This is a genomic window from Streptomyces mabaensis (genome assembly GCF_053763515.1).
Map to the genome: position 1 here is coordinate 23083 of NZ_JBSOPZ010000036.1, position 21901 is coordinate 44983.

Genomic DNA, 21901 nt, shown 5'->3' on the forward strand with positions numbered 1-21901 from the left:
CTTGAGCATTGCTCCTGAAAGGACGCCGAGCATGGCCTGTATAGCTGTATCTGGCGTGCGACGGACCGGAGTTGCTGAGGTCGAAAGGTTTCCTTGATCTGCTGCAGCGGAGATACAGTCCGGCCAGGGTCGGATCGGGGAACAGGGGAGGGGCCGGCGTGTTGGAGATCGTGGCACTCAGTGCGCTCACCACATTTCTCTTGGGCGTGGGAAACGGCGCTGCTGGGGAGATCGGCAAGCAGCTGACCCTGTCGACGGGTGCGCTGGTGAGAAGGACCATGGGGCGGGAGACTCCGTTGCCTGCGGACCCGGCGGGGCGGGAGGCACTGGCAGGCCGGTTGTATGCCCGTCTGGGCCCTGATCCGCAGCACGCGGGCGAGTGGGCGCTGCTCGTGCGGAGCGGCCAGGAGGAGTCGATGGCGCTGTCCGGCGGTGGACTTCCGCCGGCTCCAAGAGGATTCACCAACCGTCAGCGAGTCTTGAAGCAGCTGAAGCGGGAGGCGACCCGTCCCGCTGCGGGTCGGCCCCGAGTCGCGCTGCTGTACGGGCCACCCGGCATCGGCACCACGGCGGTCGCCCTGCATCTGAGTGCCGCCTGCCGTGCCCAGTTCCCCGACGGGCAGTTCTATGTCGACCTGCGTGACGCATGGGGGGAGAGCGGCCCGGAGCCGGCCGCGGTTCTGTTGCGTCTGCTGCGGCAGATGGGCGTGGAGCGTGAGCAGATGCCGCCCACCGAGTCGGGCCGGGAACAGCTCTACCGGCGGCTCACCGAGGAGCGCAGGGCGCTGGTGGTGATCGACCACGCTTCCTCGGTGGCCCAAGTCCGCAGCCTCGTGCCATCCACCCCCGACGTCTTTCTGCTGGTGGTCGTATCCGGCCCACCCTTCGCGCTCGAGGCAGAGCGGGTGGCCGTTTCTCCGCTGAGCGACCGGTACGCGGTCAAGATGCTGAGAGAGGTGGCCGGGCGGGACAAGGTCGCGCGTGCCAGGGCGCGGATGCCCGGCTTACTGGACCGCTGCGCGGGCAACGCCTTCGCCCTCAAGGCGGAGGCGATGCGTCTGCTGGCCGAGGACGCGGCGCTCGCGGAACCGGAGTCGGAAGGGTCGGGACACCATCCCGTGCGCGACACCGCACAGCACGCCTGCCGTCTCCTGCGGCCGGAGACGGCGCGGCTCTGCCGGCTGACGGCGCTGGGCGGCTGGCCGTCCGTCAGTGCCCACCTTGCCGCAGCGGCCGCCGGTATCGACGAGGACGAGGCCGCCCGGATGCTCGACGAGGCGGCCGACGTCCAGCTGCTGGAGCCCCTGCCTGACAGGCGTTACCGTTTCCGGCCCGAGGTACGTCGGTATCTGGCCGACACCGCTGGCCCGGAGCATGGCATCCCGGAGTGCTCGGCAGCCGTGGGCCGGGTGCTCGAAGCCCTGTTGAACAGGGTGCTGCACGCGGCGCACGCCGCTCTGCCGCAGAGCTGGCGGACCGAGCCGGCACCGGAGAACGGGGACGCGTACCGCGGCGAGGCGGAGGGCGTGGCGGTGCTGGCGGCCGAGGTGGGCAACGTGGTCCGGGCCGTGTCCGTGGCCGAGGAATACCAGGAGATCACCACGGCTCTGCGGCTGACCCGCGCGCTGTGGCCGCTGCAGCTGAAGGCCGGTTACTGGGACGAGGTGCTGCCCGCGCTGCGTATCGCGGCCAGGTGCGCCGACGAGCACCGGCCCGATTCCCGGATGGCGGGTGCGCTGCACTTCCAACTCGCGCACTGCCTGGGCGAACTGGGCCGATCGGAGCAGGCGGACCGCGAGGCGCAGGCGGCTGTCGCGTGCGAGCGCGCGGCGGGCCATCCGCGCGGCGAGGCGTCGTCCGTGGAACTGCTGGGCCTGCTGAACCTGCACCGGTGGCAGTACGAGGCGGCGTACGAGCGGTTCGTCGAGGCGGAGCACATCTACCGGCGGATCGCTCCCGGCCAGGAAGGCGCCGGGGACCTCCCGCGGGCCCTCGCCCTGGCCGAGCGCCACCAGGGGCGGGCTCTGCGTGGGTCGGGGCAGCTGGCGGAGTCCCGCCGTCTCCTGGAGGCGGTGACGGACTTCTTCGCGCGGCAGGGGGAGGCGTACAACCAGGCCCGCGCCCTCACGGACCTTGCGGAGACACTTCACGACGCGGGAGAAGACACCCAGGCATTGACGAAGATCGCTGAGGCTGAGCGCCTGCTCACGCCACAGGCGGGTCCGCACCTGCGGTACCTGGCCGGTCTGCGGCGGCGCTGCGAGGCGGCTCAGTAGTCGGCTCCTGAGCCGTTGGTCCTGCTGCGGGTTCCACCACCACCGGATGCACACCGCGGGCCACGTGCATCCGCAGCGTGGTGCCCGGTGGAGGGACTGTGCCGCCGCTCGCCAGCCACGCGTACAGGGACGAGGCGTACGCCGCTGGATCCGCATCCGCTCCAGGGCCGGCGGACAGCCGGAACACGCCGTGGTCCCGGGTGCGCACGGTGCAGGTGTCCGGCCCGGTCACGTACGCGGCGGCCGCACAGTGCGGGTGCCGCCGAAGTACCTCTGCGGTCCACACCTCTGGACCGCCCAGGCGCGGGTCGTCGGGCTGCCCTTCACGCGTGATCACATCCGCCGACTCCAGGCTCCCAGGGGCGCGGGTGTCCTCGTGCACGGCCAGGTGCGTTTCGCCGGCAGCGTCGTAGGGATGTTCCGTGGAGCGCTCGATCACGACTTCCGATCCATGGACGCGTGTACGCACGTGCAAGGGAGCCGTCCGTCGCGGGGGATCGTACGGTGGCAGAGGCAGCGGTTCCAGCGATGCGGGAAACGCGGGCTCGGGAAGATCCATCAACGCGTAGAAGTGCTGCCGCAGCAGCGCCGCCGAGGCGCCGGGAGCCGATGTGACGAACTCGGCCGGACCGGTGAGCGGACGGTGCCCGGCCAGCAGGTTCTCCAACTGTGGGCGCAGGGGGCCGTGCGGATCGAGTCGTGGTGCTTCGCGGACGAACGCTGCGAGGGGTGCCTCGGGGTCAAGCCTGTCCTGTCCGTCCGCTGCCAGCAGCACAGGGGTGCCTAGCGCCGCCGCATAGTAGGACACCGCTCCGAAGTCTCCCAGGACCACGTCTGCCGCCAGTAGAGCCTGCCTCCACGCGTGAACCGGATCGATCAAGGTCAGCCCGCTGCGACAAGCCTGGTCCAGCCAGGCTCGGATCTGACCGTGACCATGTCCGTGCCAGATGTTGGGGTGCAGTACGGCGGCCAGTCGGTAGTCGTCGGCCGGCAACTCAGCGGCGAGCCGGGGAAGCAGACTCGGAAGGATGTCGTGACTGCCGCCGCTGCCGAAGAATCCCTCCGGGTTCCAGGTGGAGTTGAGAACGACGAGCCGTTGGCCACGGCGTACCCCCAAGGCGCGTCTCAGCCGATTTCGGTACGGACGGGCAGCGAGCATGCGGTCGAAGCAGGGGTCCCCGGCGAGTACGGCGGCGGGCACCGCCTCTGGGCATACGCGGCGCAACCGCTCCAGCTGTTCCGGGTGGGACAGTACGAGGCCGTCCGTGAACGGCTTGCCGTCCGCCAGAAGCCACTCCGGCGACAAGCCGAACGTCGGCTCCCGGCTCGCGGCTCGCGGCTCGCGGCTCGCGGCTCCCGGCTCCCGGCTCCCGGCTCCCGGCTCCCGGCTCCCGGCTCCCGGCTCGCTTAGTTTCTTAGTATAACCGGCACCATGTGAAATAATGACCAGTTTGCCCTGAATGAGGCAGAGTTGCCCGCCGAAGCTTGCGGAAACCGCGAGGTCTACCGGTGTCGACAGCGCTTGCTCCCAAGGAAGCTCGGGCAGCGCCAAGTTATCGAAGAGTTCGCGGACTCCACCCTGGAACGCGGAGGACCCTGTTGAAGTGACCAGCAGCTGAACGCGGAAGTCGTTATGGAACAGCGGCAGCAGATCCAGCAGACGTCCAGCAGAGGTTGCGTTGTGGACCACCAGCAACACTCGGCGATGCGCTGTCCGGCTGGACCACCGAGGGGATCCATCGCCGACCGGCACGCGTATCGGGAGGGGTTCGGCTGGCCCCACTCGTGTCCTCCTGAGCGTGCGTGGCGTAATCGTGTGCTTACCCTATCTGTGCGGTGCGGCCAATTCGATCAGCGCATTGCCCCAGGAGCTCATGTCGGCGGTCGGGGCAGCGCCAGGGGTCACCGACGTGGCGCTTGACCGGCCGACCCGCAAATCTGGGCGTGTTCGGGTCGCTTGTTGCTGATGGTCGCGAGGGATGCGAGCGGCCTTCTGGTGACCGCTGTCTACCGCCCTGGCTGGCACGTAGTGGCACGCGCCGTCCAGGCGAATACAGCCAGAACTGGAACCACGGGGCATGGCTCGGGCCGACCGGATATCCGGCTGTTCAGTTTCCGCGCCAGGCGGTGAGCAGTTCTTCCGGGCCGTACGTTGCCTGCAGTCCGGCGCAGTTGACGCCGCTGCGGGACACCGCGATCAGTGGCACGGGGTCGTCAGTGACTGCTGCCCGGTGCTTGTGCAGTGCGGCGAGATCGTGGCTGTCGAAAGCCGAGTTCTCCAGCCACTTGACCGATCCGAGGAAGAGCAGCTGTTTGGCCACCGGCTGGCGGTCGGCGCCGACCAGATCGATCTCGACGTCGTTGCTGCGGGTCCAGTATCCGCCGATGGCCGGGGCGGCGGGCAGGTCCCCGTCGGGAAGCAGGCGGGCAAGGGACTCGCGGACGAGCGGCTCGATGGCCCGGCCGCGCCAGCTTGTCCATTGTTCTTTGATCCGGCTCAGGGTCAGGTCGCCGCGCATGCGTTCGATCTCTGCCATGTGCGGATCGAGGAATGCCAGCCAGAAGCGCAGATACGGGTCGGCCACCCGATAGCGGCGCTCCTTGGATGGCCTGAGGGAGACGGGCAGTTCAGCCGCGACCACGCGCTTCTCCGTCAGGACGTCTGTGGCCCGGGTGAGAGTCGTGTGGGAGATTCCGCCGGCCGCCCGGGCGATGTTGGTGAACGTGCGCTCGCCGCTCCCGATGGCACGCAGCACTTCCCGGCTCATCGCCTGGGGAGGGAACTCGGCGGCCAGTGACCGCTCCGCGGAGACCAGGAGCGCGGAGATGGGATTGTCGAGCGAGGTGCGCAGGAACTGCCACAGCGAGGTCCCCTGCGCCCACTCGGCACAGATGAGAGGCAGTCCGCCGGTAACCAGAGTTGCATCGAACGAGGCCGCCGGTTCCAGGCCGAGCATGTCGCCGATGTCAGCGGGATTGAGCGGCCCAAGGACCATCTCGCGCCCGCGCTGGTGGAAGGGCCGGTCGTAGCTGTTCAGGGCTTCCATCATCGACAGATCGGAGCCGACCAGCAGAAGCAGTACCGGCTTGCGGCTGAGCAGCCGATCCCACGCCCGCTGCAGCATGCCTTCGAAGGCGTCGATTCGGTCCATGAGGTACGGGACTTCGTCGATCACGACCACGCTCGGGCTGTCGTCGGGCAGGATCTCCGCCAGCAGTCGGAACGCAGCGTTCCATTGTGTCGGCGCCTCCTCGGCGAACAGAGACCGCTCCGGCAGGGTGGAGGAAGCGACGGCGTCGAGTAGTTCCGCGAGCTCGTCCTCAGTAGATCCCCCTGCTGCGGTGAAAAAGAGGTAAGGGACCTCGGCACGGCTGAGGAACTCCTCGACCAGGCTCGACTTGCCGACCCGACGCCGCCCGCGCAGCAGGATGCACTGGCCGGGCTTCTGAGAACCGCCCCCCTCGCGGACCTTCTCGAAGGCCGCGCCCAGAACCCGCAGCTCTCGCTCGCGCCCGATGAATCGACGCATGCCATACGCTCCCGTCGGAGATGGTATCGACAGCGATACTATCGCGCGTGGCAGTATTCGGTCCGGATGTTCCTTCCCGTATGGCGCCCCTCGCCGGGGTCGAGAGGCCGACTGACTGCTTGAGTCGGGTTGCGTCCTTGGAAGTGGTGTACGGGTTCTACCTGTTCCGGGGTTTGTGCCGGGGTTCGGGTGGGTGTCCGCATAGACGAACGGCCACCGGCTGATCTCCTTCGAGATGTCGAGTCACGAAGGAGATCAGCACGATGACCGCACCTGACAGCTTGCCCCTGCACGCCCGGACCGAAGACCACCTCGCTGCGGCGAGTCCGGATCTGCTGCGCGCGATGATCAGATCGCTTAGGCCACGGGCCACGGCGGCACAGCCGCGAGCGGCCGCCGGGCCCGCCGCCCGGCCGCGTACCCCCCGATCCCCAGGCCGATCCCAACCAAGGTCAGCACGATCCCGAGGCCCCCGAGCGCCACCAACACCGCCGGCGCAGTGGAACCCTTCTGCACTCGCCCGAGCACCCCAGAGGCCGCGACGCTGCCCGACTGCTCGTCGAGGAAGAACCGCGAGTCGTTCGAGTTCCCTCGGTGGTCGCCCAGCAGGAACAACCGCCCGTCCGGCACCTGCACGTCGTACGGTCCGGTTGCCGGGTTCACTTCGCCGCGCATCACATAGGGTTCGTCGACCGGCTTCCCGTTCACCGTGATCTGATTTCCGTCGCACACCACGTGATCGCCGCCCATCCCGATGACCCGCTGCAGAACCGGTCTGTCCCGATAGCGATCGGGCACGTGGACGAGTACGACATCGCCCCTGCGTATCTCGCCCGCGTCGATGTTCTCGATGACCAGCCGCTCGCCCGGGCGGTACGTGGGCTCCATCGCCTCGCTCATGACGGTGGCCCCCTGGTAATTCGTGAGCAAGTACCCGATGCCCCCCAGCGCCAGGACCAGCCCGAGTGGCACCAGTACCCAGGCCGCGGCCCTCAGCCGGCTGCCGACTCCCCGCTGGTGCATAAACGCCCTTCCCTTGAACCGCCTGAGGCCGTGCGGACCAGCAGAGGCTAAACGATCTCGGGGCGGAAACGCACCCCACTCCCAAGGCCGCACAGGTCGGTGGAGTCTTTGACCCAGTCACGTGCTGGCGCTGGGGGCCCTGGAGCACCAGTTTGGAAGATCGCGTAACCGGATGAGCCCTGACCTGGCAAGACGCTGACCTGCGCATTTCTGGGCGGCTATCCGCCGTTCCCCGATACTCCCCGTTGGCCGCCGTCGGTTCCGGCACGTGGAGGGCACGCGATCACTCGTAGACGCGGGCGGCCAGCAACTGGAGAACCTGACCGGCCTGCCCGTCCGTGACACGCCTCGGCTGCCGGGCGAACCCCGCCCGCACCCTGTCGCCGACTGCTACGTCGTTGCTCCCGCGAGCGCGAACTACGTCGCCAAGCTCGCGACCGGCATCGCCGACAACCAGGCACTGACGCAGGTGGGCGAGGCCATCGGCACGATCGGAGTGCCCGTGGTCGTGTTCCCGCGGATCAACGCTGCCCATGCGCGCCACCCGGCGTGGGACGGCCACGTCGAGACGCTTCGCAAGGGCGGCGTCGAACTCGTTTACGGTCCTGATTTCTGGCCGTTGGACGAGCCGCGGGAAGGCCCCGCTGTTCGCGATCTGCCCTGGGCGGAGATCTTGAAGTTGGCGGACCAAGCGGCTGCGTGCTCGTAATCTCTTGACCCGCATGGCACCGACGCGGCCACCGCCTTACGCGGCTGCGGTCAGTTGCGCGGCGCGGGACCTTCGCCTTGCGCCCCGCTTCCGCAGACGGAAACCGAGAGGGCGCGCTGTCGGCGTCTGTATGCGGCTCAGTCGGTCGGGTTCATGAGGATCAGGCTCATTGCCAGCAGGACAAGCCCTGCCAGGCCTATGACGCTTCCGCAAAGTTTGAAGAACCAGGGACCGATGGGGTCGTTGCCTGCCACGCTCAGGTTGCCCGAGCGTTGGCCCTTCAGCTCCAGAACGGCACGTCGGCGCTGCAATGTTGCATCCACGGCACCACGCAGATTGAAAACCCACCTCGCTCCGCCGTACGTGCCTGCGGCCCCCAGGGCAGCGAGGAAGATCAGCAGTCCTGTCGGGTTGGATGTGGCTGCGGTCGACGCGGTAGAGATCATGGACATGGCGCGCAGTATCGCAAGTGGCTAACCGATTGTCACCGGTCGACCCAGTGAGAGGGATCAACGACGAAGGCCCCGACCATGACCGGACGCTGTTGGTAAATCCGCGAGGGCCGTCGTCGTGTTCAGGGGTGGGTTCGTGTCGTTGCGTTTGGTGGAGCTGGCGGAGATCCCGGAGGAGACCGTGCGGGTGGCTCGCGCGGTGTTCCCGAAGGGCTGTCTGGTGATGCGGGTGCGGGATGCACTCGGGCCGGTCTTCGCCGATGCCCAGTTCCAGAGGGGACGCTACCGGACGGGGGCGGTTGCTGGGGTTGCGGTACGGCACTGCGGTACCGACCGCGTGGGACTTCTCAGTGAAGTTCGGTCTCCCACGCTTCGAACGGAGGCTCCACCTGGTAGCTGGGGTCACATCGCCTACGAACCCATTGGGCGGCGCGGTACTGGGCGTCGCCGTCGTTGAGCGTCTGTCCGTGCTCGTCGACTTCCAGGACATTGGTGAAGATCGCAAAGACCATTTCGAGGTCTGATCCGAATTGGAGCTCGGACCAATAGTCGAAGCCGTCGAGCAGATCGATGTCCAAAGTGCCGTTGCGCAGATAGAACGCGAAGAAGCGGAGGGAAGCTCGTACGTCTGTCGGAAGATGCGTCACGAGATCATCCTGCAGGAGGTCGGCGGAGGGGCTTTGGTCGGTGTCCTGCGCCGGGACCCGAACCGGGGAGGTGGCTAAAGCCGTGGAGCCGACCGGCCCCAGCCCCGGCCGGCCTTCTTGTACCTCTTCATGGTGCTCGCTCTAGTCGCGCGACCGGCGGTGAGCCGGGGAGCGCGCGGCGAGCGGAGTGAGCCGCCTTGAACCCGTAGAGAAGGTTTCTACTCACTCCGCCGACCGGCACTGCCGCGGCGCTCAGAACTGCAACAGGGCTGCTGTCGCGTCGTCGTGGCGCTTGCTCCGGGGCCACCGTTTGGCGTCGGCGTCGGTGCTTTCCATGGCTCGGGTGCGGTTGATCAGCCCTTGGGGCCCTTCGGCTTCGAGGTGGGCCATGGCCACGTGCCAAGTCATGGAGTAGAAGTCATCGACCGGCCTCGATGCGCCGTCCGTGAGCAGTGCTGCGGCTCTGACTTCGGCAAGCGGGACCGAGCCTTCCACGGATTCTTCGGCCGCCTTGGGGTCGGTGGCCGCCACCCAGTAGCCATCGGCAGTGTTCATGACGGAGCGCAGGGCGTGCGTGATGGTGCGGCGCCTGTCTGCTGCCGGCATCCCTTGCAACCTCGCCGCCAATCCCTCACGTTGACGCCTCGTCACTTCGGATACTCGGTGGTCCGAGATCGCGCGTAGACCGGTCGCGCAGTTGATGAGGATCGGACGGCTGAGGAGATCAGTTCCGAGGTGCTGAACGAACCGGGGCACGCCGTGGACGCACCCCGTGTCGAGGGACTCGTGTATGTTCCGGCGGTCCAGCTTCGGGCGGAAGTGGCGCAAAGCTCGCGCCACAGTCGGATTGGCTGACAACTTTCGCTTCTACGATCTTCGTCACACCGGACACACCCTCTCGACCCAGTCCGGCGCGACGCTCAAGGACACGATGGTGCGAGCGGGCCAGTCCTCCGCGAAGGCGGCGTTGATCTACCAGCGCTCGAATCGGGAGCGTCAGAAGGAGGTCGCCGAGGGCATCGACGCTCGCGTACGAGCTGAGCGGAAGAAGTCGGAGGACAGGTCAAACGATCAGGCATCGGGCACGGAACGGGCACGAGACGCTTAGACCGGTCTAGACAACAACAAAGCCCGGGCTGCTGGCCTGGGGCTTTTGTGTGGAGCGGGTGACGGGAATCGAACCCGCGCTCTGAGCTTGGGAATCTGTGGCACGCAGGGGTGTTGTATAGCGGCTGACCTGCGGTTTCCTGTTCCCAGCGGCACCGTCGGGGCTGCCCTTGTGCCCCCGTTCTGACCGCTGTTCACCGCCCTTAAGGGCACGGTGGGGGCACGCCCCTGGTGTGAGGAGTCATGGCGTCGTCCGAGCCACGCCGGTGCCGACAACCGGTGCCGACAAAGAGAATTGCCGCGACGAGCCGACTGCCCCCGGCATTGCATCCGCAAGTGGGCGGACATGGGCCCCGCTGTTTGCTCAAGGCAGACAGTTACTGCTTATCGGGCGGGGCCGGAGCCGATGATGATGACGTTGCGTATGCCGTGGTTGGCGGTGGTCGCGTCGGTCACGGGATCAGCCCCGCCTTCTTCTCCGCGACCTTCGCTGACCCGAAGATGGCCCGCGACCGGCACCTGCCGCACGCGCTGGCCGCCATCCACCCGAAGTTCCAGGTGCCGCACCGCGCCGAACTCGTGGTCGGCGCCGTCGTGGCCGTACTCGCCGCGACCGCCGATGTGCGCGCGGCGATCGGCTTCTCCTCCTTCGGGGTGCTCGCTTACTACGCCATCGCCAACGCCTCTGCCTGGACGCTCACCCCGGACGAGGGCCGACCGGCACGTATCATCCCCGTCGTCGGCCTGGCTGGCTGCCTCGTGCTCGCCTTCGCCCTTCCGACGTCCTCGGTGATCTCCGGCGCCGCGGTCCTGGCCGCAGGCGCCGCCGTCTACGCGGTACGCCGCGCGCTGACCACCCGAGAGCCGTAGTCCGGCATGACGGGCGTTCCTCTCGCCGTGCTGCTGAGGGTGGAGGTCAGGATTTGCGCGGGATCACCAGGCCGGATTCGTAGGCGAGGATCACGAGTTGGGCGCGGTCGCGGGCGTGGAGCTTGGTCATGGCCCGGTTGACGTGGGTCTTCGCGGTCATGGGGCTGATCACCATCCGGCCGGCGATCTGGTCGTTGGACAGGCCCTGCGCGACCAGGGCGACGGCCTCGCGTTCCCGGTTGGTCAGCTCCGCCAGCCCCGTGTGGGCAGCGGTGTCGAGCGGCTGGGCGACGTACCGGTTGATCAACTTGCGAGTGATCGACGGCGCGAGCAGGGCGTCCCCGCGCGCGGCGACGCGTACGGCGTGCAGGAAGTCCTCCGGCACGATGTCCTTGACGAGGAATCCGGTCGCGCCCGCGCGCAGTGCGTCGAAGACGTACTCGTCGAAGCCGTAGTTGGTGAGGATGACGACGTGCACTCCGGCCAGAGCCGGGTCCGCGGCGATGCGCCGGGTCGCCTCGATGCCGTCGACCACCGGCATCTGGACGTCGATGAGTGCGATGTCGGGCAGGTGCGCCTTGACGAGCGCCAGGCCCTCCTGTCCGTCGCCGGCCTCGGCCACCACCTCGATGTCGTCCTCGAGATCGAGGAGTGCGCGGAATCCGCTGCGGATGAGCGGCTGGTCGTCCACCAGCACGACACGGATCACGATAACCGATCCACGGGGAGTTCGGCCTCGACGGTGAAGCCGCCGCCCGGGCGCGGTTCGGCGCGCAGCCGGCCGCCGAGGGCGGTGACCCGCTCGCGCATGCCGAGCAGTCCGAATCCGGGCGTGGGGGCTGCGTCCGGCGAAGCCATGCCGTCGTCGTCGACGCGTATCGCGATCGCATCCGGACGCCAGTCGATGCCGACCGACGCCTTGGCGGCGTTGGCGTGGCGGGCGATGTTGGTGAGCGACTCCTGCACGATCCGGTAGACGGTCCGGTCCACCGCGGTCGGTACATCGTGGCGCCGTCCCTCGACGGCCAGTGTCGCGTCCAGGCCGATGGCGCGGGCCTGTTCGACCAGGTCCGGGACGTCGACGAGCCCGCGTGGCGGGGCCGTGTCGTCGTCGCGCAACGCCTCCAGCGTCGCTCGCAGTTCCCGGCTCGCCTCACGTCCGGCTGCCTGGATAGCCAGCAGGGCCTTCGGCACCTGCTCACCCCGCCTGCGGGCCACGTGGACGGCGACCTCGGCCTGCACTTTGATGACGGAGATTTGGTGGGTGAGCGAATCGTGCAGCTCCCGTGCGATGCGCAGCCGCTCCTCATCGGCGCGGCGCCGCGCGGTCTCCTCCCGGGTGCGCTCGGCCTCGTCCGCCCGCCGCTCGGCCTGCCGCAGAGCCTCGCCGGCGGCCCCGGCGGCGATCAGCCAGGCGATCTCCAGGGCGCCCCGGGACTGCGCGAGCGCCTCACCCATGTCGTGCATGCCCGAGACCAGGGCGGCGACGGGGAGGGCGGCGAGCATGGCGACGCTGGCCGTGATCGTGAGGGTGCGGTGGCCCGCCCGTACGGCCGCGTACACGGCGAACAGGTATGCGACAGCGGGCACGTCGAAGCCGGCTGCCTGGTACCCGACGGCGCAAAGGCCGGTGATGGCCAGGACGGAGCCCGGGGCACGGCGGCGCGCGACGAGGACGAGGCCGCCGGCCGTGAGGAGCGCGTAGCCGAGCAGGTCGACCGGGTCGAGGCCGGTGGTGGAGTGCTGGCCGGAGAGGCCGGTGATCAGCAACGCCGTCGCCACGCCGATGGCGATCGCCCCGTCCGCGACAGCGGCTCGTACATCGGCTCGGAGACCGAACCGTGCTGTGCTGCTCATGCGCGCAACCTACCCAAGGAGAGCCTCGGGCGAGTCCGTCCCACGGACGAGGGGCCGGCTACCGCGCGCGCGGTATATCCGCGGCGGCTGCCGCATCCGTGGCAGTGCGAAGTGTCCGCGTCCGCCGGACGACCGGCGATGGGTCCGGCGGACATGCTCGCAGGACATTCCGTCGCAGGAGGAGAAGGAGCACGTCATGTCCGTCCGATACGCGCTTGCCGAAGCCCAGCCGGTCGCCGTCAGTGTCTTCCACGTGAGCGCCGGGCGGGCGGGTGCCACCACGGCCGCAGTGCTCGGGCTGATCGGTGTGGTCGCCGGCTGGCGAGCCCTCCGCCGCTCCTGGCGGCCCGGGGCCGTCGTGGCTCTGTCGGCGGGGCTGGTCGCCGTAGCCCTGGGCGGGCTCGTCGCGGCCACCGCCTCCGGCGGCCTCGGCACCGGCAACGGCCTGGGCGGGGCCTATGTCGGTCTGATGGTGGGGCTGATCGCGACGGTCCTCGGCGGGCGGGCTCTGGCCCGCTTCCGGCCGACCGGCTGAGCCCGGAGAACGTGGACCAAACCCTGTTTTGTGAAGGCGAATTCACCCTGGCGACGATGCGAGTGAGCCAGGTCACGCGAAATGGATCTCGCGATGTGAGACCCCACCCCGCCTGAGTGCTGCTCAGGGTGGCAGCGCCTGTCCTCCGAGCAGGGCATTCCCGCGAGTTGGGGCACGCGGAGGGCACGGAAGGCCCCAAGAGGTCTAGACAACGACGAAGGCCCAGGTCGCTGACCTGGGCCTTCGTTCAAGAGCGGGTGACGGGAATCGAACCCGCGCTCTGAGCTTGGGAAGCTCATGTTCTACCATTAAACTACACCCGCGCAGCGGGCCCTTGATCTGCACCCGCATCGTCGCACACTGTACCCCATGCATGGCCCCCGGTGTATTTGCCGCGGGGTCGTTTCCGTGTGTCCGGGGGTGGGATGTGGGTGCGGGGGGCGGGAGTTGGGGCGTACCTTGGGTGCGCGGAGTGCCGCCTGGAGTGGGGTTCCGTTCATCCCCTAATGTGGCGATTCGTCGCTTGATGGTCGTTGGGGAAAGGGACTCGATGGAGCGCACCGTCGTCCGTTGTGCCGAAGGGCACGTTTTCAGCACCGCCTCGTTCCCGATGCAGCAGCTCGGCGAGGGCCGGATCGGGCCCGGGCGGCTCATCCGCTGTCCGCGTTGTGCCCGATTGCGGCATGCGGTGCCGGTGGTGCTGGAGAAGCGCTGACCGGCCGGGGGAGGCCAGGGGCACAGATGAGGCGCGCGGGTGGTTGTCCGATTGGGGCGGGCCCGCGCGCTCTGCGTATCCTCAGGGCGTGCTTCTCTCAGACAAGGACATCCGGGCCGAGATCGACGCCGGGCGCGTGCGCGTCGAACCGTACGACGAATCGATGGTGCAGCCCTCGAGCATCGACGTGCGGCTCGACCGTTACTTCCGGGTGTTCGAGAACCACCGCTACCCCCACATCGACCCCGCGGTGGAGCAGGCCGACCTGACGCGGCTGGTCGAGCCGGAGGGGGACGAGGCGTTCATCCTGCACCCCGGTGAGTTCGTGCTGGCCTCGACGTACGAGGTCGTCTCGCTGCCCGACGACCTCGCCAGCCGGCTGGAGGGCAAGAGCTCGCTGGGGCGGCTGGGGCTCGTGACGCATTCGACCGCCGGGTTCATCGACCCCGGGTTCTCCGGGCACGTCACGCTCGAGCTGTCGAACCTCGCGACGCTGCCGATCAAGCTCTGGCCCGGGATGAAGATCGGGCAGCTGTGCATGTTCCGGCTCAGCTCGCCGGCCGAGCACCCGTACGGCAGCGAGCGCTACGGCTCCCGCTACCAGGGGCAGCGGGGACCGACCGCCTCGCGGTCCTTCCTCAACTTCCATCGGACGCAGGTGTAAGGGCCGACATGAGTGACGTACGAGAGAACCTGACGTACGAGGGGTTCGGCAGCGCCGTCCGGGAACTCGCCCAGACCATCGCCGACGACGGGTACGAGCCCGACATCGTGCTGAGCATCGCGCGCGGCGGGGTGTTCGTGGCCGGCGGCCTGGCGTACGCGCTGGACTGCAAAAACATCCATCTCGTGAACGTCGAGTTCTACACCGGCGTGGGCACCACGCTGGAGATGCCGGTGATGCTCTCGCCGGTGCCGAACGTGATCGACTTCTCCGAGAAGAAGGTGCTCATCGCCGATGACGTCGCCGACACCGGCAAGACGCTGAAGCTCGTGCACGACTTCTGTGTGGGGACGGTCGCCGAGGTGCGCAGCGCCGTCATCTACGAGAAGTCGCACTCGCTGGTGAAGTGCGAGTACGTCTGGAAGCGCACCGACGAGTGGATCAACTTCCCCTGGAGCGTCGAGCCTCCGGTCGTCCGTCGCGAGGGGCAGATTCTCGACGCGTAGGCGAGTGGTCGCGTAGGCGAGTACGAGAGGGCCCCGGCTGGGTTGTTCAGCCGGGGCCCTCTCGTTGTTCTCCTGGTTCCGCGTTCCGCGCGCCGAAGGCTCAGATGGTGCCCAGCTTGATGATCGACAGCAGCGCGATCAGCTGGATCGCGGACGCGCCCAGCGCCTTCGGCCACGGCAGGTCGTGCGACCTGCTCACCATCGACGTGAACAGGGCGCCGGCCGCGAGCCAGGTCACCCAGCCCAGCACCTGCACCAGCGTGTTCTCGCCGCCCAGGAAGATCGCGAAGACCAGCCGGGGCGCGTCGGTGATCGACATGATCAGCATGGAGAGCCCGACGGTCGGCTGCCACGCGCCGTCACCGCCCAGCTGCCGGGCGAGCGTGTGCGTGACGGCGCCCAGGATCAGGCCGCAGATGACGAAGCCGACGCCGGCCGACAGGACGATCGGGATGGCGTTCGACAGCGTTGCGTTGATCGCCTCCTCGCGGGCGTCGTCGAGGCCGAAGACCGCGAGCAGCCCGTAGAGGAACGTGACGATCAGCGCCGGGCCCCACACCGCGTGGTCGCGCATCTGCCAGAAGGTCGCCGACGGCCGCAGCACGATGCCGCTCAGCAGCTGCTTCCAGTGCAGGCGCGGCCCGGCCGGCGGGGCCGAGGTCTGCCCGGCGCGGTAGGTGGAGCCGTCGCCGTAGGGGTCCTCGTTGATGCTGAAGGCCCGGGTGTGACCGGGGTTGTTGGCGTACGGGTCCCCGTGCTGCGGCTGCTGGTACGGGTCGCCGAAGTACTCCGGCTCGCCGTGCCGCTGCTGCCGCCCCTGCTGCGGGTGCTGCTGACCGCCGGCGTAGCCGCCGCCCGACTGCGGCCACTGCGGCGGCGCGCCGCCGCCGTACTGGGGCGGCGCGGCCTGGCCGCCGTACGGCGGCGGAGGCGCCTGCTGCCCGTACGGCTGCTGCTGCGGGGGTTGTTGTTGCGGTGAGCGGTTGTCCCGGCCACGTCCGATCCTGAATCCAGCCACCATTCGAACGTACCTGGTCCGGCGGGGCCCGGTGACGGTCGGCCGGAACACGTGGGGGTTTGCTGCCGAGCTGTGACATCCCCTAGGGGATGCCCGGGAGGGGAATCGGGAGGGGAATACGGCGTACGAACCGCGTGCGGTACGCCCCGTGCGGAGCGTCGCGTACGACAGAACGGCCGGTCCTGCCCCCGAGGCAGATCCGGCCGTTCTGTCCTATGCGGTTCCGTCGCATGCGGTGCGTACGGTCTACTTCACCGGCGCCGATTCCGATTCGGATTCCGATTCCGACGCCGGCTTCGGGTCCGAATCCGACTCCGGGGCCGGGTCCGGCGCCGCCTCCGGCTCGTCCGAGCCGGCCGGGTCCACCGGCGTCCGTACCGAGTCGAGCAGCAGCTGCGCGACGTCGACGACCTGGAGCGATTCCTTGGCCGCCCCGTCGTTCTTCTTGCCGTTCACGGAGTCCGTGAGCATGACGAGGCAGAACGGGCAGGCGGTGGAGACGATGTCCGGGTTGAGGGCCAGGGCCTCGTCGACGCGCTCGGTGTTGATGCGCTTGCCGATCCGCTCCTCCATCCACATGCGCGCGCCGCCGGCGCCGCAGCAGAAGCCGCGTTCCTTGTGGCGGTGCATCTCCTGCTGGCGCAGGCCGGGGACGGCGGACATGATCTCGCGCGGCGGCGTGTAGACCTTGTTGTGGCGGCCCAGGTAGCAGGGGTCGTGGTACGTGATGAGGCCCTCGACCGGGGTCACCGGGATCAGCCTGCCCTCGTCGATGAGGTGCTGGAGCAGCTGGGTGTGGTGGATGACCTCGTACTCGCCGCCGATCTGCGGGTACTCGTTCGCGATGGTGTTGAAGCAGTGCGGGCAGGTCGCGACGATCTTCTTCTTGGACTTCTCGACCGTGACGCCCTCGTCCTCGTCCTCGCCGAAGGCCATGTTCAGCATCGCCACGTTCTCCTGGCCGAGCTGCTGGAACAGCGGCTCGTTGCCCAGGCGGCGGGCCGAGTCACCGGTGCACTTCTCGTCGCCGCCCATGATCGCGAACTTCACGCCCGCGATGTGCAGCAGCTCCGCGAAGGCCTTGGTGGTCTTCTTGGCGCGGTCCTCCAGGGCGCCGGCGCAGCCGACCCAGTACAGGTAGTCGACCTCGGAGAGGTCCTCGACGTCCTTGCCGACGATCGGGACCTCGAAGTCGACCTCCTTGGTCCACTCCACCCGCTGCTTCTTGGCCAGCCCCCAGGGGTTGCCCTTCTTCTCCAGGTTCTTGAGCATCGTCCCGGCCTCGGACGGGAACGCGCTCTCGATCATCACCTGGTAGCGGCGCATGTCGACGATGTGGTCGATGTGCTCGATGTCGACCGGGCACTGCTCCACGCACGCACCGCAGGTCGTGCAGGACCACAGCACGTCCGGGTCGATGACGCCGTTCTCCTCCAGCGTCCCGATCAGCGGGCGCTCGGCCTCCGCCAGTGCCGCGGCCGGGACATCGGCGAGGGCCTCGGCCGAGGCCTTCTCCTCGCCCTCCATCGTCTTGCCGCCGCCGGCCAGCAGGTACGGGGCCTTGGCGTGCGCGTGGTCGCGCAGCGACATGATCAGGAGCTTGGGCGAGAGGGGCTTGCCGGTGTTCCAGGCGGGGCACTGCGACTGGCAGCGGCCGCACTCGGTACAGGTGGAGAAGTCGAGGATGCCCTTCCAGGAGAACTGCTCGACCTGGGAGACGCCGAAGACGTCGTCCTCGCCCGGGTCCTCGAAGTCGATCTCCTTGCCGCCGCTCGTCATCGGCTGGAGCGCGCCCAGCGCGGTGGAGCCGTCGGCGTTCCGCTTGAACCAGATGTTCGGGAAGCCGAGGAAGCGGTGCCAGGCGACACCCATGTTGGTGTTGAGCGAGACCGTGATCATCCAGATCAGCGAGGTGCCGATCTTGATCATCGCGGTGAAGTAGATCAGCGTCTGGAGGGTCGGGACGCTCAGGCCCTCGAAGGCCAGGACGAGCGGGTACGAGACGAAGTACGCGGCCTCGTAGCCCTCGATGTGGTGGATCGCACCCTCCAGGCCCCGCAGCGCCAGGATGGCCAGGCCGATGGTGAGGATGACGTACTCGACGAAGTACGCCTGCCAGGCCTTGGAGCCGGCGAAGCGTGACTTGCGGCCGGCCCGGGAGGGCAGGCTGAGCAGCCGGATCACCATCAGCACGAGAATGCCCACCACGGTCATCAGGCCGATGAACTCGATGTACATCTCGAACGGCAGGAAGCCGCCGATGACCGGCAGTACCCAGTCGGCCTGGAACAGCTGGCCGTACGCCTGCGCCAGGGTGGGCGGCAGGGTCAGGAAGCCGATGGCGACGAACCAGTGCGCGAACCCGACGATGCCCCACCGGTTCATCCGGGTGTGGCCGAGGAACTCCTTGGCCAGGGTGATCGTGCGCTGCTTGGGGTTGTCGGTGCGGCTGCCCGCGGGCACCGGCTGGCCGAGCTTGACGAACCGGTAGATCTGCGCGACGGCTCGGGCGATGAGCGCAACGCCGACCACCGTCAGGACCAGCGACACGATGATCGCGGCGAGTTGCATGGTGGCTCCTCGGGCCTGCGAGGGAGGGTGGGCAATCAGTAATTACTAAGCGGTAACTTAATCAGTCCGAGTTGAGATTACCCACTTATGCCGCCGCACTGTAGCCGCGCACGCGGTGATCTGTGTCGCTCAGGCAACCCTGAGTCGGCCGCGGCGCAGCCGCAGGGCGGCGGGGACGGTACGGGCAAGGATCGCGAGATCCATCCCGAGCCAGTGGTGCTCGATGTAGTGCAGGTCCAGCAGGGGCATCTCCTCCCACGGGAGATCGGAGCGCGCACTCACCTGCCACAGGCCGGTGAGGCCCGGGCGTACCGACAGCCGGTACGCCGTGGACTCGGGGTGCCTGGCGGGCAGCGGCCGCGGGCCGACCAGTGACATCTGGCCCCGCAACACGTTGACCAGCTGCGGGAGTTCGTCTAGGGCGAGCCGGTCCAGCAGTGGCCCGAGCGCGGTCGAGACGGTACGGAACCGCAGCGTCTCGAACGGCCGGCCGTGCAGCCCGGCCACCGCCCGCCGGGTGAAGGCGGGGCCGGCCGAGGTGGCGACGAGGGCGGCGGTGAGCAGGAGGAGCAGCGGCGCCAGGGCGAGGAGCAGGACCAGGCTGCCCGCCAGGTCCAGCGCTCGCTTGGCTGCCATGTGCCGCATCCTCTCCCTGGCCCCGCCCGCGTCCCCGGCCCGTCCGGTCGGGTGCCGCCGGGTTACGCCGGGTTCTTTCCCGACATTGCCCGACTTGATGCGAAACGGCCGGGTGCGACGCGCGCGGCCCTGCGGCCCGTAACCGGGCGCGAGAGCGCTGTATGAGCGGGATAAAGGCCAGAGAGTTGAGTCACCCCGACTCACGTACGTTGACTCATCGGGATCCGTCATGCATCCTTGAGCCTGTTCCACTCAAGTCAGCTGGAGGAATTGAAATGGCACGTGCGGTCGGCATCGACCTGGGCACGACTAACTCCGTCGTCAGCGTTCTCGAAGGCGGCGAGCCCACCGTCATCACCAACGCCGAGGGTGCCAGGACCACGCCGTCCGTCGTCGCCTTCGCCAAGAACGGCGAGGTGCTCGTCGGCGAGGTCGCGAAGCGTCAGGCGGTCACAAACGTCGACAGGACCATCCGGTCGGTCAAGCGCCACATGGGCACCGACTGGAAGATCAACCTGGACGGCAAGGACTTCAACCCGCAGCAGATGAGCGCCTTCATCCTGCAGAAGCTGAAGCGCGACGCCGAGGCCTACCTGGGCGAGAAGGTCGTCGACGCGGTCATCACCGTCCCGGCGTACTTCAACGACTCCGAGCGCCAGGCCACCAAGGAGGCCGGCGAGATCGCGGGCCTGAACGTCCTGCGCATCGTCAACGAGCCGACGGCCGCCGCTCTCGCCTACGGGCTGGAGAAGGACGACCAGACGATTCTCGTCTTCGACCTCGGTGGCGGCACCTTCGACGTCTCCCTGCTGGAGATCGGTGACGGCGTCGTCGAGGTGAAGGCCACCAACGGTGACAACCACCTCGGTGGTGACGACTGGGACCAGCGTGTCGTCGACTACCTGGTGAAGCAGTTCGCCAACGGCCACGGCGTGGACCTGTCCAAGGACAAGATGGCTCTCCAGCGCCTCCGCGAGGCCGCGGAGAAGGCGAAGATCGAGCTGTCGTCCTCGACCGAGACCACGATCAACCTGCCCTACATCACGGCCTCCGCCGAGGGCCCGCTGCACCTGGACGAGAAGCTCACCCGCGCCCAGTTCCAGCAGCTCACCTCGGACCTCCTGGACCGCTGCAAGACCCCGTTCCACAACGTCATCAAGGACGCCGGCATCCAGCTGTCCGAGATCGACCACGTGGTCCTGGTCGGCGGCTCGACCCGGATGCCTGCCGTCGCGGAGCTCGTCAAGGAGCTGACCGGCGGCCAGGACGCCAACAAGGGCGTCAACCCGGACGAGGTCGTCGCCATCGGCGCCGCGCTGCAGGCCGGTGTGCTCAAGGGCGAGGTCAAGGACGTCCTGCTGCTCGACGTCACCCCGCTGTCCCTCGGCATCGAGACCAAGGGCGGCATCATGACCAAGCTCATCGAGCGCAACACCACGATCCCGACCAAGCGCTCCGAGATCTTCACGACGGCCGAGGACAACCAGCCGTCCGTGCAGATCCAGGTCTACCAGGGCGAGCGCGAGATCGCGGCGTACAACAAGAAGCTCGGGATGTTCGAGCTGACCGGTCTGCCGCCGGCCCCGCGTGGCGTGCCGCAGATCGAGGTCGCCTTCGACATCGACGCCAACGGCATCATGCACGTCGGAGCCAAGGACCTCGGCACCGGTAAGGAGCAGCGGATGACCGTCACCGGCGGCTCGGCGCTGCCGAAGGACGACATCGACCGCATGATGCGCGAGGCCGAGCAGTACGCGGACGAGGACCACAAGCGCCGCGAGGCCGCCGAGACCCTCAACCAGGCCGAGAGCCTCGTCTACCAGACCGAGAAGTTCCTCAAGGACAACGAGGACAAGGTCCCGGGTGACGTGAAGACCGAGGTCGAGACCGCCGTCGAAGAGCTGAAGGAGAAGCTCAAGGGCGAGGACACGGCCGAGATCCGCACCGCCACCGAGAAGGTCGCCGCGGTCAGCCAGAAGCTGGGCCAGGCCATGTACGCCAACGCCCAGGCGGAGGGTGCCGGCGCCGAGGCCCCGGGTCCCGACGGAGCCGGTCACGCCAAGGCCGCCGACGACGACGTGGTGGACGCCGAGATCGTCGACGACGAGAAGGCCGAGGAGCGCAAGGGTGGTGCCGCGTGACGGAGGAGACCCCGGGTTTCGACGAGAAGCCTGACGTCCCCTCCGGCGCCACCCCCGAAGACGCCGCGCCGCAGTCCGCCGAACCCGACTCCTCCTCCGAGGAGGCGGGTCCGGCGGCCCCGGCCGGGGACCTGCAGGAAGTTGCCCTGACCGCGCAGCTGGACCAGGTGCGTACGGCGCTCAACGAGCGCACGGCGGACCTGCAGCGGCTGCAGGCGGAGTACCAGAACTACCGCCGTCGGGTGGAGCGGGACCGGGTCACGGTCAAGGAGGTCGCCGTCGCGAACCTCCTGAGCGAACTCCTCCCCGTACTCGACGACATCGGCCGCGCCCGTGATCACGGCGAGCTGCTGGGTGGTTTCAAGTCGGTGGCCGAATCCCTGGAGACGGTCGCCGCGAAGATGGGTCTGCAGCAGTTCGGCAAGGAGGGCGAGCCCTTCGACCCGACGATCCACGAAGCCCTGATGCACTCGTACGCGCCGGACGTCACGGAGACGACCTGCGTCGCGATCCTGCAGCCGGGGTATCGCATCGGCGAGCGGACCATCCGCCCCGCGCGTGTCGCGGTGGCCGAGCCCCAGCCGGGGGCGCAGGCCGCGAAGGCGGACGACGACGAGGAGAACGGTGGCCCGGACGAGGGCTGA

General features: G+C 68.5%; 19 protein-coding genes, 1 tRNA gene and 3 pseudogenes. 11 read left to right on the plus strand and 12 right to left on the minus strand.

What is annotated here, in order from left to right; genetic code table 11:
• The first annotated feature begins 158 nt into the window (after positions 1 to 158).
• Positions 159 to 2276 (plus strand): ATP-binding protein, encoded by a 2118-nt coding sequence (locus ACWV17_RS27200; protein ID WP_455361753.1) that lies wholly within the window; start codon positions 159 to 161, stop codon positions 2274 to 2276.
• Here the strand turns inward: ACWV17_RS27200 and ACWV17_RS27205 are convergent.
• A complete protein-coding gene (locus tag ACWV17_RS27205; protein ID WP_455361754.1) occupies positions 2206 to 3975 on the minus strand; it encodes a hypothetical protein in 1770 nt (589 codons plus the stop codon). The genes ACWV17_RS27200 and ACWV17_RS27205 overlap by 71 nt on opposite strands.
• 409 nt (positions 3976 to 4384) lie before the next feature.
• Positions 4385 to 5806 carry an ATP-binding protein gene (locus ACWV17_RS27210; protein ID WP_455361755.1) on the minus strand — a complete coding sequence of 474 codons (1422 nt, stop codon included), beginning with the start codon at positions 5804 to 5806 and terminating at the stop codon, positions 4385 to 4387.
• A 263-nt stretch (positions 5807 to 6069) separates the two neighbouring features.
• Between ACWV17_RS27210 and ACWV17_RS27215 the strand changes: the two are divergent.
• Positions 6070 to 6198, plus strand: a pseudogene (locus tag ACWV17_RS27215) (IS256 family transposase); the annotation flags it as partial.
• Here ACWV17_RS27215 and lepB read toward each other — a convergent pair.
• On the minus strand, positions 6164 to 6829 hold the full coding sequence (gene lepB / locus ACWV17_RS27220; RefSeq protein WP_455361756.1) for a signal peptidase I: 666 nt from the start codon (positions 6827 to 6829) through the stop codon (positions 6164 to 6166). The pseudogene ACWV17_RS27215 and the gene lepB overlap by 35 nt on opposite strands.
• A 268-nt stretch (positions 6830 to 7097) precedes the next feature.
• On the opposite strand from lepB, the gene ACWV17_RS27225 reads away from it, so the two are divergent.
• Positions 7098 to 7538, plus strand: coding sequence for a flavoprotein (locus ACWV17_RS27225; protein WP_455361757.1), 441 nt, complete (start codon positions 7098 to 7100; stop codon positions 7536 to 7538).
• Positions 7539 to 7675: 137 nt separating this feature from the next.
• Here the strand turns inward: ACWV17_RS27225 and ACWV17_RS27230 are convergent, their stop codons facing one another.
• From ACWV17_RS27230 to ACWV17_RS27240, 3 genes are all read right to left on the minus strand, one after another.
• Positions 7676 to 7990, minus strand: coding sequence for a hypothetical protein (locus ACWV17_RS27230; RefSeq protein ID WP_455361758.1), 315 nt, complete (start codon positions 7988 to 7990; stop codon positions 7676 to 7678).
• A gap of 347 nt (positions 7991 to 8337) precedes the next feature.
• On the minus strand, positions 8338 to 8637 hold the full coding sequence (locus tag ACWV17_RS27235; RefSeq protein ID WP_455357378.1) for a DUF7677 family protein: 300 nt from the start codon (positions 8635 to 8637) through the stop codon (positions 8338 to 8340).
• Positions 8638 to 8889: 252 nt separating this feature from the next.
• Positions 8890 to 9243, minus strand: a complete 354-nt coding sequence (locus ACWV17_RS27240; protein WP_455361759.1) for a hypothetical protein — start codon at positions 9241 to 9243, stop codon at positions 8890 to 8892.
• 187 nt (positions 9244 to 9430) lie between these two features.
• On the opposite strand from ACWV17_RS27240, the pseudogene ACWV17_RS27245 reads away from it, so the two are divergent.
• Both ACWV17_RS27245 and ACWV17_RS27250 read left to right on the plus strand, forming a co-directional pair.
• A pseudogene (locus ACWV17_RS27245) lies at positions 9431 to 9745 on the plus strand (tyrosine-type recombinase/integrase); the annotation flags it as partial.
• Positions 9746 to 10245: 500 nt separating this feature from the next.
• Positions 10246 to 10614: pseudogene (locus ACWV17_RS27250) on the plus strand (amino acid permease); the annotation flags it as partial.
• A 46-nt stretch (positions 10615 to 10660) separates the two neighbouring features.
• Here ACWV17_RS27250 and ACWV17_RS27255 read toward each other — a convergent pair.
• Both ACWV17_RS27255 and ACWV17_RS27260 read right to left on the minus strand, forming a co-directional pair.
• The gene (locus tag ACWV17_RS27255; RefSeq protein WP_455361760.1) at positions 10661 to 11323 is read right to left on the minus strand and encodes a response regulator; all 663 of its coding nucleotides are present in this window, start codon (positions 11321 to 11323) and stop codon (positions 10661 to 10663) included.
• The gene (locus tag ACWV17_RS27260; RefSeq protein ID WP_455361761.1) at positions 11320 to 12471 is read right to left on the minus strand and encodes a histidine kinase; all 1152 of its coding nucleotides are present in this window, start codon (positions 12469 to 12471) and stop codon (positions 11320 to 11322) included. The genes ACWV17_RS27255 and ACWV17_RS27260 overlap by 4 nt, the downstream gene beginning before the upstream one ends.
• A gap of 196 nt (positions 12472 to 12667) precedes the next feature.
• Between ACWV17_RS27260 and ACWV17_RS27265 the strand changes: the two genes are divergently transcribed.
• Entirely contained in the window at positions 12668 to 13006 is a 339-nt protein-coding gene (locus tag ACWV17_RS27265; protein ID WP_455361762.1) for a DUF6223 family protein, read from the plus strand.
• Positions 13007 to 13258: 252 nt separating this feature from the next.
• On the opposite strand, the gene ACWV17_RS27270 is transcribed toward ACWV17_RS27265, so the two are convergent.
• A tRNA-Gly gene (locus tag ACWV17_RS27270) sits at positions 13259 to 13329 on the minus strand.
• A 227-nt stretch (positions 13330 to 13556) separates the two neighbouring features.
• Between ACWV17_RS27270 and ACWV17_RS27275 the strand changes: the two genes are divergently transcribed.
• The 3 genes from ACWV17_RS27275 (at position 13557) to ACWV17_RS27285 (ending at position 14891) form a co-directional block, all read left to right on the plus strand.
• Positions 13557 to 13721, plus strand: coding sequence for a hypothetical protein (locus ACWV17_RS27275; protein ID WP_455357379.1), 165 nt, complete (start codon positions 13557 to 13559; stop codon positions 13719 to 13721).
• Between the two features lie 88 nt (positions 13722 to 13809).
• The gene (dcd, locus tag ACWV17_RS27280; protein ID WP_254375295.1) at positions 13810 to 14385 is read left to right on the plus strand and encodes a dCTP deaminase; all 576 of its coding nucleotides are present in this window, start codon (positions 13810 to 13812) and stop codon (positions 14383 to 14385) included.
• A gap of 8 nt (positions 14386 to 14393) precedes the next feature.
• Positions 14394 to 14891: a phosphoribosyltransferase gene (locus tag ACWV17_RS27285; RefSeq protein ID WP_455357567.1), complete on the plus strand. Its 498-nt coding sequence runs from the start codon at positions 14394 to 14396 to the stop codon at positions 14889 to 14891.
• Between the two features lie 100 nt (positions 14892 to 14991).
• Here ACWV17_RS27285 and ACWV17_RS27290 read toward each other — a convergent pair whose 3' ends face one another.
• From ACWV17_RS27290 to ACWV17_RS27300, 3 genes are all read right to left on the minus strand, one after another.
• Positions 14992 to 15909 carry a Yip1 family protein gene (locus ACWV17_RS27290; RefSeq protein ID WP_455361763.1) on the minus strand — a complete coding sequence of 306 codons (918 nt, stop codon included), beginning with the start codon at positions 15907 to 15909 and terminating at the stop codon, positions 14992 to 14994.
• 246 nt (positions 15910 to 16155) lie between these two features.
• Positions 16156 to 18480, minus strand: a complete 2325-nt coding sequence (locus ACWV17_RS27295) for a heterodisulfide reductase-related iron-sulfur binding cluster (RefSeq protein WP_455361764.1) — start codon at positions 18478 to 18480, stop codon at positions 16156 to 16158.
• Between the two features lie 129 nt (positions 18481 to 18609).
• Positions 18610 to 19116, minus strand: a complete 507-nt coding sequence (locus tag ACWV17_RS27300) for a sugar transferase (RefSeq protein ID WP_455361765.1) — start codon at positions 19114 to 19116, stop codon at positions 18610 to 18612.
• A 275-nt stretch (positions 19117 to 19391) separates the two neighbouring features.
• Between ACWV17_RS27300 and dnaK the strand changes: the two genes are divergently transcribed.
• Together dnaK and grpE are read left to right on the plus strand one after the other, a co-directional pair.
• Positions 19392 to 21257, plus strand: a complete 1866-nt coding sequence (gene dnaK / locus ACWV17_RS27305; protein ID WP_455361766.1) for a molecular chaperone DnaK — start codon at positions 19392 to 19394, stop codon at positions 21255 to 21257.
• On the plus strand, positions 21254 to 21901 hold the full coding sequence (gene grpE, locus ACWV17_RS27310) for a nucleotide exchange factor GrpE (protein ID WP_455356875.1): 648 nt from the start codon (positions 21254 to 21256) through the stop codon (positions 21899 to 21901). Before dnaK ends, grpE begins: the two co-directional genes overlap by 4 nt.

Bases quoted from the DNA above. Each gene is read 5' to 3' on its own strand.
- ACWV17_RS27210 (WP_455361755.1), bottom strand. From the start codon at position 5,806: ATGCGTCGATTCATCGGGCGCGAGCGAGAGCTGCGGGTTCTGGGCGCG.
- lepB (WP_455361756.1), bottom strand. From the start codon at position 6,829: ATGCACCAGCGGGGAGTCGGCAGCCGGCTGAGGGCCGCGGCCTGGGTA.
- ACWV17_RS27230 (WP_455361758.1), bottom strand. From the start codon at position 7,990: ATGTCCATGATCTCTACCGCGTCGACCGCAGCCACATCCAACCCGACA.
- ACWV17_RS27240 (WP_455361759.1), bottom strand. From the start codon at position 9,243: ATGCCGGCAGCAGACAGGCGCCGCACCATCACGCACGCCCTGCGCTCC.
- ACWV17_RS27260 (WP_455361761.1), bottom strand. From the start codon at position 12,471: ATGAGCAGCACAGCACGGTTCGGTCTCCGAGCCGATGTACGAGCCGCT.
- ACWV17_RS27265 (WP_455361762.1), top strand. From the start codon at position 12,668: ATGTCCGTCCGATACGCGCTTGCCGAAGCCCAGCCGGTCGCCGTCAGT.
- ACWV17_RS27275 (WP_455357379.1), top strand. From the start codon at position 13,557: ATGGAGCGCACCGTCGTCCGTTGTGCCGAAGGGCACGTTTTCAGCACC.
- ACWV17_RS27285 (WP_455357567.1), top strand. From the start codon at position 14,394: ATGAGTGACGTACGAGAGAACCTGACGTACGAGGGGTTCGGCAGCGCC.
- ACWV17_RS27295 (WP_455361764.1), bottom strand. From the start codon at position 18,480: ATGCAACTCGCCGCGATCATCGTGTCGCTGGTCCTGACGGTGGTCGGC.
- ACWV17_RS27300 (WP_455361765.1), bottom strand. From the start codon at position 19,116: ATGGCAGCCAAGCGAGCGCTGGACCTGGCGGGCAGCCTGGTCCTGCTC.
- dnaK (WP_455361766.1), top strand. From the start codon at position 19,392: ATGGCACGTGCGGTCGGCATCGACCTGGGCACGACTAACTCCGTCGTC.